The organism is Janthinobacterium sp. BCJ23, assembly GCF_059617945.1.
The window spans coordinates 129,860-143,969 of record NZ_JCAQAW010000012.1 but is presented as its reverse complement, the minus strand read 5'-3'; the positions used below and the strand labels follow the sequence as shown (position 1 = coordinate 143,969).

The window sequence follows — 14,110 nt, the reverse complement described above, 5'->3', positions numbered from 1 at the left end:
GGGCGCCGCCCACGTGCAGAACGTCAATGCGTATCACAGCCGTTTGCGGCAATGGCTGGGGCCGTTTCACGGCGTAGCGACGCGCTACCTGCCAAATTATCTGGGGTGGCGCTGGATACTCGACGCCGGGCGCATCCGTTCACCGGAAACGTTATTGAGAGCAACGCTGGGCGCGTTCCCACATCTGACGGTGACATAGCCAAAAAAAGCGGCACCGCAGTGCCGCTTTTCCTGTCGACAGATAAATTTAGCTGACGACAGCCAGGCGCGGCTGCGTGGCACCAAAGCGCTGCTCGATCGAGGCGGCAATGCCGGTGGCGTCCAGGCCCACGCTTTTCAGCAGTTGCACGGGATCGCCATGGTCGATGAAGGTGTCGGGCAAGCCCAGCATCAGGATCGGCTTGACGATCCCCTCTGCCGCCAGCGCTTCGGCCACGGCCGAGCCGGCGCCGCCCATGATGCAGCCCTCTTCCACCGTCACCAGGTAATCGTGTTCCGCGGCCAGCTGTTTCACCAGCGCCACGTCAAGCGGCTTGACGAAGCGCATGTTGGCCACCGTCGCGTCGAGCTTGTCGCCCGCCGCGACGCTCGGCGCCACCATCGAGCCAAAGGCCAGGATGGCAATGCGCTTGCCTTGGCGCTTGAGCTCGCCCTTGCCGATTTCAATGCTGGTCAGTTCCGGCACGATGGCCACGCCGGCACCGGCGCCGCGCGGATAGCGGATCGCTGCCGGGCCCGGATAATGGTAGCCCGTCGTCAGCATTTGCCGGCATTCGTTTTCGTCGGACGCGGCCATGACGACCATGTTCGGGATGCAGCGCAAGAACGCCATGTCGTAGTTGCCCGCGTGCGTGGCGCCATCGGCGCCCACCAGGCCGGCCCGGTCCAGCGCGAACGTCACGTCCAGGTTTTGCAGGGCCACGTCGTGGATCAGCTGGTCGTAGGCGCGCTGCAGGAAAGTCGAATAGATGGCCACGACGGGTTTCAAGCCTTCGCAAGCCAGACCGGCGCCGAAGGTCACGGAATGCTGCTCGGCGATGCCGACGTCGAAATAGCGGTTCGGGAATTGCTGTTCAAATTTCACCATGCCCGAGCCTTCGCGCATGGCCGGCGTGATGCCCACCAGGCGCTTGTCGTGCGCGGCCATGTCGCACAGCCAGTTGCCGAACACTTCCGTGTACGTCATCTTGCCCGGCGCCGTGGCCGGCTTGATGCCCTCGGCCGGATTGAACTTCGGCGTGCCGTGGTACAAAATCGGTTCGGCCTCGGCCAGCTTGTAGCCCTGGCCCTTCTTGGTGACCACGTGCAGGAATTGCGGGCCCTTCAATTGCTTGATGTTTTGCAAGGTCGGGATCAGCGAATCGAGGTCGTGGCCATCGATGGGACCGATGTAATTGAAACCGAATTCCTCGAACATGGTGGCCGGCACAACCATGCCCTTGGCGTGCTCCTCAAAGCGCTTCGCCAGTTCCAGCACGGGGCCGGGCAACACCGACTTGCCGACATTTTTCGCCGCCGCATAGAACTGGCCCGACATCAAGCGCGCCAGGTGACGGTTCAGCGCGCCCACGGGCGGCGAGATCGACATATCGTTGTCGTTCAAAATCACCAGCAGGTTGACGTCTTCCTGCACGCCCGCATTGTTCATCGCCTCGAAGGCCATGCCGGCCGTCATCGAACCGTCGCCGATCACGGCGATCGCGTGCAGCGGGTCGCCCTTGATCTTGGCGGCCTGCGCCATGCCCAGCGCGGCCGAGATCGACGTCGACGAGTGCGCCGTGCCGAAGGTATCGTATTCGCTTTCGTCGCGCTTCGGGAAGCCGGAAATGCCGTCTTTCTGGCGCAAGGTATGCATGCGCTCGCGGCGGCCCGTCAGTATCTTGTGCGAATAAGTCTGGTGGCCCACGTCCCAGACGATGCGGTCATGCGGCGTGTTGAACACGTAATGCAGCGCGACGGTCAGCTCGACCGTACCCAGGTTGGACGACAGGTGGCCGCCCGTCTTGGAGACGGAGTCAAGCAGGAAGCTGCGCAGTTCCTGGGCCAGCGGCACCAGTTGCGAGCGGGCCAGCTTGCGCACTTGCGCTGGTTCATTGATGGTTTCTAACAGTTTCATTTATGCCTTCCGCTGCACGACCAGGTCCGCCAGCTCGCGCAGACGGCGTGCCTTGTCCCCGAATGGCGCCAGCGCCGCATGGGCGTCGCACCGCAATTGTTCTGCCAGGGCTCTCGATGGCTCCAGCCCCAGTATCGATACGTAAGTAGGCTTGTTGGCAGCCGCATCCTTGCCTGCCGTCTTGCCCAGGGTGGCCGAGTCGGCCGTGGCGTCGAGCACATCGTCGACCACCTGGAACGCCAGCCCGACGGCGCGCGCATACGCGTTCAGCGCCGTCATCTCGTCTGGCGTCAAATCCTTGCCGGCCAGCGCGCCGAGGATCACGGCCGCACGCAGCAAGGCGCCTGTTTTCAACTGATGCATCTGTTCCAGCTGCGGCAAGGTCAAGGCCAGGCCGACGCTGTCGAGATCGATCGCCTGGCCGCCGCACATGCCTGCCGAACCCGAGGCGTGCGCCAGCAGCTTGAGCATGGCCATCTGCCGCGCCGGAGGAATGGCCGCGCCGTCGGCCAGCAGCATGAACGCCTGCGATTGCAGCGCGTCGCCGACCAGCAGTGCCGTTGCTTCATCGTAGGCGATGTGCACGGTGGGCTTGCCACGGCGCAAGGCATCGTCATCCATGCATGGCATATCGTCATGCACGAGCGAATACACGTGAATCATTTCCAGCGCGCAAGCTGCGCGCGCGAGGGTATCTTGATCGGCATCAAACAATTCACCCGCCGCCATCACCAGCAGCGGGCGCACGCGCTTGCCGCCGCCCAACAGCGCATAGCGCATGGCCGCGTGCAGCTTGTGCGGCACGACATCTGCCGCCGGCAGGAACTGGTCGAGCCGGCCTTCCACGCCGGACTGGGTCGATTGCATCCAGTCGCCGAAGGTGACGCCGTCTTGTTGCACGCTGGCCATCATTGGGCGGCCTCGCCGGCATCCACGAACGGTTTCAACATGTCGCCTTCCAAAACTTTCACCTGCGCTTCAACGCTGTCGAGCTGGGTAGCGCAATACTTGACCAGTTCCGAGCCGCGCTGATACGCCGCGACCGATGCTTCCAGCGGCAACTGGCCCGCTTCCATTTGCGTTACCAGCTGCGCCAGTTCCGCCATCGCCTCTTCAAACGAGGCCGGCGCTGCGGCAGCGGCAGTTAATTTCTTCGACATAAACTCAGATCTCTTCGTGGCACGAGGGGCTTGTAGGGAGACGCCGGGGATTCCCGGCCAGCATAGAAGCGTTATTTTAGAACAAACCACACTATTAAGTGAAAACTAAAGCGCAATCGGCGCGCTCAAAGTCAATAGCGTTGCCAGCTTGTCAGTGGATTTTAGCGCAATCGTCCCCATCTACCGGAAATTGCGCGCCAAATGACAATGTTTCTCATTAATAGACTATTTACCGGGGGGTTTTGGCAATGCCGAGGCCGATACGCGCTATAATCGCCGGTTCTGTCCGAAATACCGTTTCAACAAATTTGAATTCAGGTCTTTGCGGATTCTTTCTCTCTGTAGCGGTTGCCCAGGGAATGGCCTGGGGCACTGCTGACCGTTGTACATTTATGGGGGGTTGGGATGTCCGATCTGGCTACTCACGCCAAGCTGGCGCGCTCAAACGCGCAACTTCCGGTCCACGTCTATTTTGACGAAACGCTGTTGCAGCGTGAAATGCAGCAATTGTTCCAAGCCGGCCCGCGCTATGTCGGGCACGAGCTGATGGTGCCGGAAACCGGCGATTTTGCGACCCTGGCGTCTGAGAACGAAGGGCGTATGCTCGTGCGCAACGCCAACGGCATCGAAGTGCTGTCCAACGTATGCCGCCACCGGCAGGCGCTGATGTTCAACGGCCGCGGCAACGCGAACCATATCGTCTGCCCGCTGCACCGCTGGACCTACGACCTCAAGGGTGAACTGATCGGCGCGCCGCATTTCCCCGAGACGCCGTGCCTGAACCTGTCGAAAACGCCGCTGCAAAGCTGGAATGGTTTGCTGTTCGAACAGAATGGCTACAACGTGATGGAAAAATTGAAAGATTTGTCCGTCTCGAAAGACCTCGATTTTTCCGGCTACATGTTCGACCACGTGGAAATCCACGAGTGCGACTACAACTGGAAGACTTTCATCGAAGTCTACCTCGAGGATTATCACGTCGAACCGTTCCACCCGGGCCTGGGCAGCTTCGTCAGCTGCGACGACCTGCGCTGGGAATTCGGCAAGGATTACAGCGTGCAAACGGTGGGCGTGCACCGCGGCTTGCAGCAGGCCGGTTCGCCTGCCTACAAGAAATGGCAGGAGCAGGTGCTGCAATTCCGTGGCGGCGAAGCGCCGCCGTATGGCGCCATCTGGCTGACCCTGTATCCGAACATCATGGTCGAATGGTATCCGCACGTGCTGGTCGTCTCGACCCTGTGGCCCGATGGCCCGCAAAAAACGCGCAACGTGGTGGAGTTCTATTATCCGGAAGAAATCGTGTTGTTCGAGCGCGACTTCGTCGAAGCGGAACGGGCTGCCTACATGGAAACCTGCGTCGAGGACGATGAAATCGCCCAGCGCATGGATGCGGGCCGCAAGGCCCTGATGGTGCGCGGTGTCAGCGAAGTGGGCCCTTACCAGTCGCCCATGGAAGATGGCATGCAGCATTTCCACGAGTGGTACCGCAATAATATCGAACTGTAATTCCCTCCAGGGCCGCATTGCGCGGCCTTTTCTTTTTCATCGTCAGGATTTCTCATGCAATCGCTTTGGATGCTATTTGCCAGTTTCATGTTCGCCATCATGGGCGTGTGCGTCAAGCTGGCGTCGGATATGTATTCGACGTCCGAAATCGTCATGTACCGCGGCATCATCGGCATGATCGTCATGAGCTGCACCATCCTCTACCAGGGCGGCAGCTTCAAAACCACGATGCCGGGCCAGCATCTGTGGCGCGGCGTGGTGGGCGTGATCGCCCTGTGGCTGTGGTTTTATGCGATCGCCATCCTGCCGCTGGCCACGGCCATGACCTTGAATTACATGGCGCCCATCTGGATCGCCGTGATCCTGCTGGCCGGCGGCTTCTGGAAAGGCATGAAACAGGTCGAGTGGCCGCTGGTGGCGGCCATCGCCATGAGCTTTGTCGGCGTGACCCTGCTGCTGCAGCCCGTGTTCGAGACGGACCAGCTGGCCGGCGCCATCACGGCCTTGATTTCCGGCATGCTGTCGGCCCTCGCCTATTTGCAAGTACGCAAGCTGGGCTTGCTGGGCGAACCCGAATACCGGGTCGTGTTTTATTTCTCGGTCGTCAATTTCCTCGCTGGCGTGATCGGCCACGTGGCCAGCGCCGGCGGCGGCCCCGTCGTCTGGCATGCGCACACAAGCGCCTACGGCATCGGCTTGCTGGCCGCCATCGGCCTGTGCGCCACCATGGCGCAGATGGCCATGACGCGCGCCTATCGCCTGGGCAAGACCCTCGTGGTGGCCAATCTGCAATACACGGGCATCGTCTTTTCCAGCTTCTGGGGCGTGGTAATCTTTGGCGACCTGTTCGACTGGCACGGCTGGACCGGCATCGGCATCATTCTCGCTTCCGGCATCGCGGCAACCTATTACAATACCCGCAACACGGCCCGTGGCGCGGCGATCACGCGCACGGATCCGATTGCCAGCGAAGTGTAAAGGAGCGTTTCCGATGTACACCACCTTGATCCAGGCCAGCGAACTGGCCAGCCACCTGAACGACAGCAACTGGGTGATCCTCGATTGCCGCCACGACTTGCTTAACCCCAATGCGGGCAGCGACGCGTTTGCCGCCGGGCACATCCAGAACGCGCAGTTCGCCGATATCGATACGGCTCTGTCCGGCCCCAAGACGGCGCGCGGCGCGGACTTTACGGGACGTCATCCTTTGCCCGACCGCAACGTCCTGCTGGCCACCTTGCGCGGCTGGGGCATCAATGACGACACGCAAGTGGTCGCCTATGACGGCCAGGGCGGCATGTTCGCCGCCCGTTTATGGTGGCTGCTGCGCTGGCTCGGCCATCCGGCCGTCGCCGTGCTCGACGGCGGCCTGGCCGCCTGGCAGGCGCAAGGCTTGCCCCTGGTCACGCCGGTAGCGCCCCGCCCTGTGGGCAACATCACGGAAAAAACCAGCCTGACGCGCACGGTCAGCGTGCAGGACGTCATCGCCAACCTGGAAACACAGGCACTGACGGTGATCGACGCGCGCGCGCCCGACCGCTATCGCGGCGAAAACGAAACCATCGACCCCGTGGGCGGCCACATCCCCGGCGCGAAAAACCGTTTCTTCAAGGATAACTTGCAAGCCGACGGCCGTTTCAAGAGCGCGGACGAACTGCAACGCGACTTCAGCGCATTGATAGACTCACCGCAAGCGGCCGTCCTGCAGTGCGGCTCCGGCGTGACGGCTTGCCACAACCTGCTGGCCCTGGAAGTGGCCGGCTTGCCGGGCGCGGCCCTGTATCCGGGCTCGTGGAGCGAATGGTGCGCCGATCCGGCGCGGCCTGTGGCGACGGGCACTGAATAAAAAAATGGCGGACCAACTGGTCCGCCACCTTTTACCAGTGGATAACTACGACGTTATCCCCAGCGCCTGATTCAGCCGTTCCAGCTCCGCCAGCCACGCCTGCTGGCTGGCCGGCTTCTGGTGACGCGGCTTGCGGGCCAGGTCTTCCGCCAGCCATTGCTCCAGTTCGCACAAGCGTTCCAGCTGCACGTCGACGTCCGCCAGTACCGCAGATGCATGCTCCACGCGCGGCACGGGCGTCAACGCCTGCCCATCTTCCACACTGAGCCGTGCATACGCGCTGGCCGCATCGGGCCACTCTTCCAGCTGGCCATCGGCCACCACCCAAAAACGGTTGCACGCCGTCTCGATCAGGTCGCGGTCGTGCGATACCAATAAACAGCCACCCGCAAAGCCGTGCAAGGCTTGTCCCAGTTCCGCCTTGCCCTGCATGTCCAGGTGATTGCTCGGCTCGTCCAGCAGCAGCAAGTGGTAGCTGGCCAGCGACAAGCCCAGGAACAACAGCCGCGCCCGTTCGCCGCCGCTCAGGGTCGCCACCGTCTGGCCATGGCGCGCATAGGGAAAACCTGCCGAGATCAAGGCCTGCTTGCGCGCCACCTGGCTGCGCGCGGCCTCGTTCTGCACGGCAAACGGATACAGGGCGTCGGACAGGTCGGCGTCATCGGACAGCTGCTTGAGCGACTGGTCGTAGTAACCGATGTTGGCGGCGTGGTGGTAGCGCAGGTCACTGCGCTCCTCCTGCGCCTGTATCGCTTGCCAGCACAGGCGCAGCAAGGACGACTTGCCGCTGCCGTTGGCGCCCAGCAAGGCGATGCGGTCGCCCGGTTTCAGCCACAGCTGGCCGACGTGGAACAACAGCGGCGAGGCGAGCACGGCGCGCACGTCCAGGCCATCGAGCGCCAGCAGCTGGTCGGCCGCCAGCGCCTTGCCGCGCAAGCTCAAGCGCCACGGTGCGCCCTCGCTGACGAACGACTGTTCATCCTGCAGTTTGTCGATGCGCCGCTGCATGTTTTTGGCCTTGCGCGCCATGCCGACGTTATCGTAGACCTTGCCCCACATGGCCAGGCGGGTGCTGCTGACGGCCAGGCGGTCGATTTCCTTCTGTTCGGCCGCATGCCGGGCGGCAGCGGCCATATCCGCTTCGGCCAGCGCCGCCAGCGCGGGACCGCACGGCAAGTCGAAGTCGTAGAGGCGGCTATCGCGCAAGATCCAGCTGCGCGTGGCCACGTTGTCGAGCAGGCGCTGGTCGTGCGAGACGAGGATGAAGGCGCCGCGCCAGGCCAGCAGGAATTGCTCGAGCCACAGCAGCGACGGCAAGTCCAGGTGATTGCTCGGTTCGTCGAGCAGCAGCACGTTCGGTTCCTGCAGCAGGGCGCGCCCCAGCAGCAACCGCGTGTGCTGGCCGCCGGACAGCGAATGCACGGGCACTTGCGCGGTTTCCTGGTCGAAGCCCAGTTCGGCCAGCAGGCTGTCGACACGCCAATGCAGTTCCGGCTGGTCCAGCACCGGCGCCAGCAAGGCGTCGTACAGGCTCAGGCTGGCAAGTTCGACTGGCAAATGCTGTTCCACGTGCTGCAAGCGGCAGGCACGGGCGTAATGAATGGTGCCGGACGAGGCTTCCCGCGTGCCGCTGAGCAGGCCCAGCAAGGTGGATTTGCCGCAGCCATTGTGGCCGATCAGGCCGATGCGGTCGCCCTGGAGCAAGGTAAAGGCGAGTTCGTTGAACAGGAAACCGTCGTGGGTATCCAGCTGTAAAGCTTGTGTCGAGATAAGGGTAGTCATGGCTCTTGTCTTTGTTCGGGATGCAAGCATCCGCGTTAACAGGAGCGCTAACGACAACCATGAGCCGAGAAAGACTCTATATGAGAGGGGTGACTTTGCTCTGACCCGGTTATCGCAGCGCGATAGAACGTGGGCAAGAGCTGGCAAATGTGCTTAAAGAACGCGCATCCCATAGGGCGAGCATAAAAATTTCCATATTTTCCTCCTTTCTGTGCAAGTTAGTCAGAAAGGCAATACTACACCCACACAGTCAGTACATCAACCGCCGTGGCGCTTGTGCGTCAGGAACAGCACGATGCACACGCCCAGCGCGATCAGGAGCACTTGCGGAATGGTTTCGCGCAAGGTGGCGCGGCGCTGCATCTGCGGCATCAGGTCGGACAAGGCGATATAGATGAAGCCGGACGAGGCGAACACGAGCACGTAAGGAATCAGATTGCTGGCGCGGTCCAGGGTGAAATAGCCGAGCAGGCCGCCCGCCACCGCCATCAGGCTGCACAGCAGGTTGAAGATATAGGCGCGCAGGCGCGAGAAGCCGGCGTTGAGCAGCACGATGAAATCGCCGATTTCCTGCGGGATTTCATGCGCGATGATGGCCAGGCCCGTCACCAGGCCCAGCTTCGGGTCGGCCAGGAAGGCGGCCGCGATCAGGATGCCGTCCGTAAAATTGTGCATGCCGTCGCCAACGAGTATCATCCAGCCGGCCTTGCCCGCCTCGTGCTTGTCGTGCCCGTGCGCATGGTGGTGTCCATCGCCTTCGTGGTGGTGCGAATGGCGCAGGATGGCGAATTTTTCCAGCATGAAGAAGGCCAGCAAGCCCGCCAGCAGGGTAGCGAACAGGGTGCGTGGATCCGCCTGCGATTCGAACGCTTCGGGCAAGGCGTGCAGCAAGGATGTCGACAACATGATGCCGACGGACAAGCTGACCATGCGCTCGACCACTTTGGACAGGAATGCAAACGAAAAGATCGCCGCCGCGGTAATGCTCAACACACCCGCGATCGTGGTCGCGAGCAAAATGGATATAAGGACGGGATCGATGATTTTCTTACCTCAAAATGGCGCCGGGTCACTGGCGCCCGCGATGCTGGCGTCTGGCCTGATGAATGCGTTGTTATCTATTGTTTAATTTTTTGCGCGTTTGGCGGCAGCGTCGCGCGATGAAGATGCAATTGTACTGCATTGGCGCGCAGCGGGCATTTTACAGCCCGGTGCGCCTTTCGCGCCAATTTCTGGGAAATGCGGTGTTTTTCTGTTGCGTCGTCACGCCACGCCGTGGCGCTTGAACCAGGCGAGACAACGCGCATAGCCGTCTTTCGCATCGGCCGCCACGTAGCTGGGACGGTAATCGGCATTGAAGGCGTGGCCCGCATCGGGGTACACGACAAACTCCGATTTGTTGCCGCCCTTGGCCAGCGCCTCCTTCATCTTCGCGATCGATTCCTGGCTGATGCCCGTATCCTTGCCGCCATACAAGCCCAGCACGGGGACCTTCAAGGTGGCGGCAATATCGATGGGGTTGCTTGGCTGCAAGGGATTGGGCTCGCCCACGAGGCGGCCATACCAGGCCACGCCCGCCTTGACGGCCGGATTGTGCGCCGCGTACAGCCACGTGATGCGCCCGCCCCAGCAGAAACCCGTGATGCCCAGGCGACTCGTGTCGCCGCCATTCTGTTTCGCCCACGCCACCACCGCATCGAGGTCCGTCATCACTTGCGCGTCCGGGGTCTTGGCGATAATGCCTTTCATCAACTCCGGGATGCTGCCCACTTTGGTCGGGTCGCCCTGGCGCACGAACAGATCGGGCGCCAGCGCCAGGTAGCCCTGCTTGGCGAAACGGCGCGCCATGTCGGCGATATGTTCATGCACGCCAAAAATTTCCGAAATGACCAGTACCACGGGCAAACCCGTCTTACCCTCCGGCTGGGCCGCATACACGGGCACGGCCTGGCCATCGACCATCACCGACATGCTGCCCGTGACGAGCCCGGCGGAATCCGTCTTGATGACGTTTTGCGCCGCCACGGGCAGCACGGCCACGGCAAAGCCCGTGCCCAGCGCCACCTTCAGGAAACCACGCCGGCCATCCGGCCCGGACAAGCTGCTCTGGCCCAGCAAACTTTCACAATCGGTGATCATGTCGCTCATGCGTTTCTCCTGAAAGGTGTGTTGACAAAAAATGTCGGCTTACGCGCTGCGCGCTAAGCCGACCTACGGTCATTGCTGCTATGTCACATTGTTAATGCGCTTCGTCCCAATTTTTACCGACGCCCACTTCCGCCGTCAGCGGCACCTTCAGCGCGGCCACGCTGGCCATCAGTTCCGGCAGCTTGCGCTTGACCAGTTCCAGTTCCGCATCCGGCACTTCCAGCACCAGTTCATCGTGCACCTGCATGATCATCTTCGTCTGCAAGTTGTCCGTTTCCAGCCAGCCTTGCACGGCGATCATGGCCAGCTTGATCAGGTCGGCGGCCGTGCCCTGCATCGGCGCGTTGATCGCCGCCCGTTCGGCGCCCTGGCGGCGCGGGCCGTTTGGCGAATTGATTTCCGGCAACCACAAACGGCGGCCGAACACGGTTTCCACGTAGCCGCGCGCCTTCGCTTGCTGGCGCGTGTCTTCCATGTACTGTTTCACGCCAGAAAAACGCGCGAAGTAGCGGTCGATATAGCTTTGCGCGGCCGTACGGTCCACGCCCAGGTTACCGGCCAGGCCGAATGCGCTCATGCCGTAGATCAGGCCGAAGTTGATGACCTTGGCGTAGCGACGCTGTTCGCTCTGCACTTCCGCGGCTGGCACACCAAAGATTTCGGCGGCCGTGGCGCGGTGAATGTCGATGCCGTCGGCAAACGCGCGCAGCATGGCTTCGTCGCCCGAGATGTGCGCCATGATACGCAATTCAATTTGCGAATAGTCGGCCGAGACGATGTGGCTGCCGGGCGGCGCGATGAAGGCTTCGCGGATGCGGCGCCCTTCCGCACTGCGGATGGGAATATTCTGCAAGTTCGGGTCGTTCGACGCTAATCGCCCCGTCACGGCCACGGCTTGCGCATAGTTCGTATGCACCCTGCCCGTCGTGACGTTGATCATCTTCGGCAATTTATCGGTATAGGTCGACTTCAGCTTGGCCATGCCGCGGTATTCGAGCAGCACTTTGGGCAGCGGATAATCCTCGGCCAGCTTTTGCAGCACTTCTTCATCCGTCGATGGCGCGCCCGTCGGGGTTTTCTTGACCACCGGCAGTTTCAGCTTCTCGAAGAAAATCTCGCCGATCTGCTTGGGCGAACCGAGATTGAACGGCTGCTCGGCCAGTTCATACGCCTTCTTTTCCAGTTCCAGGATTTTCACGGCCAGCTCGGCCGACTGGATGTTGAGCAACTCGTCATCGATCAGCACGCCGTTGCGCTCGATCTTTTGCAAGACCACGGCCGTCGGCATCTCGATCTTTTCATAGATGAAGGTCAGCTTGTAATCGCCCGCCACGTTGCCCCACATGGCATTGTGCAAACGCAAGGTGACGTCGGCATCTTCGGCCGCGTATTTCGCCGCCTGCTCCACTTCCACCTGGTTGAAGGTGATCTGCTTGGCGCCCTTGCCGCACACGTCCTCGAACGGGATCGTCGTGTAGTTCAGGTGGCGCAGGGCCAGGCTGTCCATGTCGTGCTTCTTGTGCGATTCGAACACATACGATTCGAGCAGGGTATCGTGGGCGATGCCGCGCAGGGTCACGCCGTGGTTGGCGAAGATGTGGCTGTCGTATTTCAGGTTCTGGCCCAGCTTGGGCTTGTTGGCATCTTCCAGCCACGGGCGCAGTTTCGCCAGCACGTGTTCGCGCGTCAACTGTTCCGGCGCGCCAGCGTAATCGTGGGCCAGCGGGATGTAGCAGGCGCTGTGTTCGGCAACGGAGAGGGAAATGCCGACCATTTGCGCCGTCATCGGTTCCAGCGACGTGGTTTCCGTGTCGACAGCCGTCAAGGGCGCCGCATCGATCAGCGCGATCCATTTATCGAGCTGCTCATCCGTCAGCACGGTTTCATACACGGCCTCGACTGCTGGCGCGGCATCGGCGAACATGTCGCCCGTCGTATTCGCGATGGTGGCACCGGCAACTGTCGGTGCGCCAACGGGAGACATCGGCGGCGGCGCCGCGCCCAGTTCGCGCAGCAGGGCCTTGAAGCCGTAGCGGTTGAAGAAGGCCAGCAGCGCTTCCTTGTCTTCGTGTTTCGCCACCAGCGAGTCGGTGATCGTCGTCATGTGCCCGGACAAATCGCAATCGGTCTTGACGGTGATCAAGGCGCGCGCTTGCGGCAGCCATGGCAGGGCCGTGCGCAGGTTTTCTCCCACGGCGCCGCCCACACTGGCCGCGTTTTCCATCACGCCTTCCAGGCTGTCGTACAAGGTCAGCCATTTGACGGCTGTCTTCGGACCGCATTTCGATACGCCCGGCACGTTGTCGACCGTATCGCCGATCAGCGACAGATAATCGATGATGCGGTTCGGCGGCACGCCGAATTTGACCAGCACGGCCGCTTCGTCGAGCTTTTCATTGCTCATGGTATTGATCAGGGTCACCTGGCTGTTGACCAGCTGCGCCAGGTCCTTGTCGCCCGTCGACACCACCACGTTCATGCCGGCGGCGGCCGCCTGCACGGCCAGGGTCCCAATCACGTCGTCCGCTTCCACGCCGTCGACCATCAAAATCGGCCAGCCCATGGCGCGCACGGCTTCGTGGATCGGTTCGATCTGCAAGCGCAGGTCGTCCGGCATCGAGGCGCGCGTCGCCTTGTACTCTGGATACATGTCGTCGCGGAAAGTTTTCCCTTTGGCATCGAACACGCAGGCGATGTAGGCGGCCGGATAGTCGGCGCGCAAACGACGCAGCATGTTAACCATGCCGTGCATGGCGCCCGTGGGATAGCCGTCCGGGCTGCGCAGGTCGGGCAGCGCATGGAAGGCACGATAAAGGTAACTGGAACCGTCGACTAACAGCAGGGTGTTTTGCATAATGCCAATAAAATAAGGTGAGCCGCGCCAGCCGGGAAGAAACAGCGGCGGACGGGCGGAATATCGCACAATTATCGCAGAGTTTAGGGCCGCGCCACCGGCCGCAACTCTTGCCGTTCCTGGCGTTTTTAACAAGCTGGCGGCCCCGTGCGGGCGCGCGGGCTGCCGTTGCCAGCCATTTCGGCACATTTAAACAGCATTGCCTACCAGTTTGTTACAATGCCTTATAGATAAATTGACGGCATTACACACTGCACGCGCTGCAGTCCCACACATGGAAGCGAACCCATCATGATGCGTACATCGACACTCTGGACATTCCTCGCCCTGCCCCTGCTGGCATGTTCGGCCATTGCCAGCGCCCAGACGCCGGCCAAACCGAGCGACGCGCCGCCACAGCTCGAACGTATCGAGGAAATGGGCGAAGCTCCGATCACCGTGGCGCCAGCGGCGGCCAAGCAGCAAATCACCGAAAAACGCGAAGCGGGCGTGACGTCCGAAGTCAAAGTCACGAGCGGCGGCAGCACCTATTACATGAAGCCGGCCGCCGGTGGCGACCAGGCCAACGGCAACGCCTTGCGCGGCCCGCAATGGAAAGTGCTGGAATTTGACCTGGGCAAGAAGAAACAGAAACAACGCGATGAAGAGGCAGCGGACGCGCCAGCACCACCCGCACCAGCGAAGTAAGCAGCCACTCT

Annotated in this window: 11 protein-coding genes and 1 pseudogene; 5 read left to right on the top strand and 7 right to left on the bottom strand. The window is 61.7% G+C overall.

The annotated features are described in order from the left end of the window. Window positions 1-199: pseudogene (locus AC54AG_RS27095) on the top strand (IS1595 family transposase); the annotation flags it as partial. A gap of 48 nt (window positions 200-247) precedes the next feature. Here AC54AG_RS27095 and dxs read toward each other — a convergent pair. Genes dxs through AC54AG_RS27080 form a run of 3 tightly spaced genes read right to left on the bottom strand, consistent with a single transcriptional unit; the run spans window position 248 to window position 3,276 of the window. Beyond that, window positions 248-2,116: a 1-deoxy-D-xylulose-5-phosphate synthase gene (dxs, locus tag AC54AG_RS27090; protein ID WP_338680818.1), complete on the bottom strand. Its 1,869-nt coding sequence runs from the start codon at window positions 2,114-2,116 to the stop codon at window positions 248-250. Then, window positions 2,117-2,983 carry a polyprenyl synthetase family protein gene (locus AC54AG_RS27085; RefSeq protein WP_257620575.1) on the bottom strand — a complete coding sequence of 289 codons (867 nt, stop codon included), beginning with the start codon at window positions 2,981-2,983 and terminating at the stop codon, window positions 2,117-2,119. It lies immediately after the preceding gene. A 41-nt stretch (window positions 2,984-3,024) separates the two neighbouring features. After that, window positions 3,025-3,276 (bottom strand): exodeoxyribonuclease VII small subunit, encoded by a 252-nt coding sequence (locus AC54AG_RS27080; protein ID WP_046683420.1) that lies wholly within the window; start codon window positions 3,274-3,276, stop codon window positions 3,025-3,027. 405 nt (window positions 3,277-3,681) lie between these two features. Here AC54AG_RS27080 and AC54AG_RS27075 point away from each other — a divergent pair, with 405 nt between their 5' ends. Genes AC54AG_RS27075 through AC54AG_RS27065 form a run of 3 tightly spaced genes read left to right on the top strand, consistent with a single transcriptional unit; the run spans window position 3,682 to window position 6,628 of the window. After that, window positions 3,682-4,782 carry an aromatic ring-hydroxylating oxygenase subunit alpha gene (locus AC54AG_RS27075; protein WP_496632426.1) on the top strand — a complete coding sequence of 367 codons (1,101 nt, stop codon included), beginning with the start codon at window positions 3,682-3,684 and terminating at the stop codon, window positions 4,780-4,782. A gap of 54 nt (window positions 4,783-4,836) precedes the next feature. Further along, window positions 4,837-5,760, top strand: a complete 924-nt coding sequence (locus tag AC54AG_RS27070; RefSeq protein WP_496632424.1) for a DMT family transporter — start codon at window positions 4,837-4,839, stop codon at window positions 5,758-5,760. 13 nt (window positions 5,761-5,773) lie between these two features. After that, window positions 5,774-6,628: a sulfurtransferase gene (locus AC54AG_RS27065; RefSeq protein ID WP_496632422.1), complete on the top strand. Its 855-nt coding sequence runs from the start codon at window positions 5,774-5,776 to the stop codon at window positions 6,626-6,628. 45 nt (window positions 6,629-6,673) lie between these two features. Here the strand turns inward: AC54AG_RS27065 and AC54AG_RS27060 are convergent, their stop codons facing one another. The 4 genes from AC54AG_RS27060 to polA form a co-directional block, all read right to left on the bottom strand. Then, complete coding sequence (locus AC54AG_RS27060; protein WP_496632420.1) at window positions 6,674-8,410, bottom strand: ABC-F family ATP-binding cassette domain-containing protein; 1,737 nt, start codon at window positions 8,408-8,410, stop codon at window positions 6,674-6,676. A 258-nt stretch (window positions 8,411-8,668) separates the two neighbouring features. Beyond that, entirely contained in the window at window positions 8,669-9,427 is a 759-nt protein-coding gene (locus tag AC54AG_RS27055) for a ZIP family metal transporter (protein ID WP_046683425.1), read from the bottom strand. 246 nt (window positions 9,428-9,673) lie between these two features. Next, complete coding sequence (locus tag AC54AG_RS27050; protein ID WP_496632418.1) at window positions 9,674-10,558, bottom strand: dienelactone hydrolase family protein; 885 nt, start codon at window positions 10,556-10,558, stop codon at window positions 9,674-9,676. A gap of 91 nt (window positions 10,559-10,649) precedes the next feature. Then, window positions 10,650-13,412, bottom strand: a complete 2,763-nt coding sequence (polA, locus tag AC54AG_RS27045; protein ID WP_496632417.1) for a DNA polymerase I — start codon at window positions 13,410-13,412, stop codon at window positions 10,650-10,652. A 291-nt stretch (window positions 13,413-13,703) separates the two neighbouring features. On the opposite strand from polA, the gene AC54AG_RS27040 reads away from it, so the two are divergent. Further along, complete coding sequence (locus tag AC54AG_RS27040; RefSeq protein WP_034749142.1) at window positions 13,704-14,099, top strand: hypothetical protein; 396 nt, start codon at window positions 13,704-13,706, stop codon at window positions 14,097-14,099. Window positions 14,100-14,110: the final 11 nt, after the last annotated feature.

Excerpts from the sequence above, each read along its gene's own strand:
- dxs (WP_338680818.1), bottom strand. The coding sequence starts at position 2,116 with ATGAAACTGTTAGAAACCATCAATGAACCAGCGCAAGTGCGCAAGCTG.
- AC54AG_RS27085 (WP_257620575.1), bottom strand. The coding sequence starts at position 2,983 with ATGCAATCGACCCAGTCCGGCGTGGAAGGCCGGCTCGACCAGTTCCTG.
- AC54AG_RS27080 (WP_046683420.1), bottom strand. The coding sequence starts at position 3,276 with ATGTCGAAGAAATTAACTGCCGCTGCCGCAGCGCCGGCCTCGTTTGAA.
- AC54AG_RS27075 (WP_496632426.1), top strand. The coding sequence starts at position 3,682 with ATGTCCGATCTGGCTACTCACGCCAAGCTGGCGCGCTCAAACGCGCAA.
- AC54AG_RS27070 (WP_496632424.1), top strand. The coding sequence starts at position 4,837 with ATGCAATCGCTTTGGATGCTATTTGCCAGTTTCATGTTCGCCATCATG.
- AC54AG_RS27065 (WP_496632422.1), top strand. The coding sequence starts at position 5,774 with ATGTACACCACCTTGATCCAGGCCAGCGAACTGGCCAGCCACCTGAAC.
- AC54AG_RS27060 (WP_496632420.1), bottom strand. The coding sequence starts at position 8,410 with ATGACTACCCTTATCTCGACACAAGCTTTACAGCTGGATACCCACGAC.
- AC54AG_RS27050 (WP_496632418.1), bottom strand. The coding sequence starts at position 10,558 with ATGAGCGACATGATCACCGATTGTGAAAGTTTGCTGGGCCAGAGCAGC.
- polA (WP_496632417.1), bottom strand. The coding sequence starts at position 13,412 with ATGCAAAACACCCTGCTGTTAGTCGACGGTTCCAGTTACCTTTATCGT.
- AC54AG_RS27040 (WP_034749142.1), top strand. The coding sequence starts at position 13,704 with ATGATGCGTACATCGACACTCTGGACATTCCTCGCCCTGCCCCTGCTG.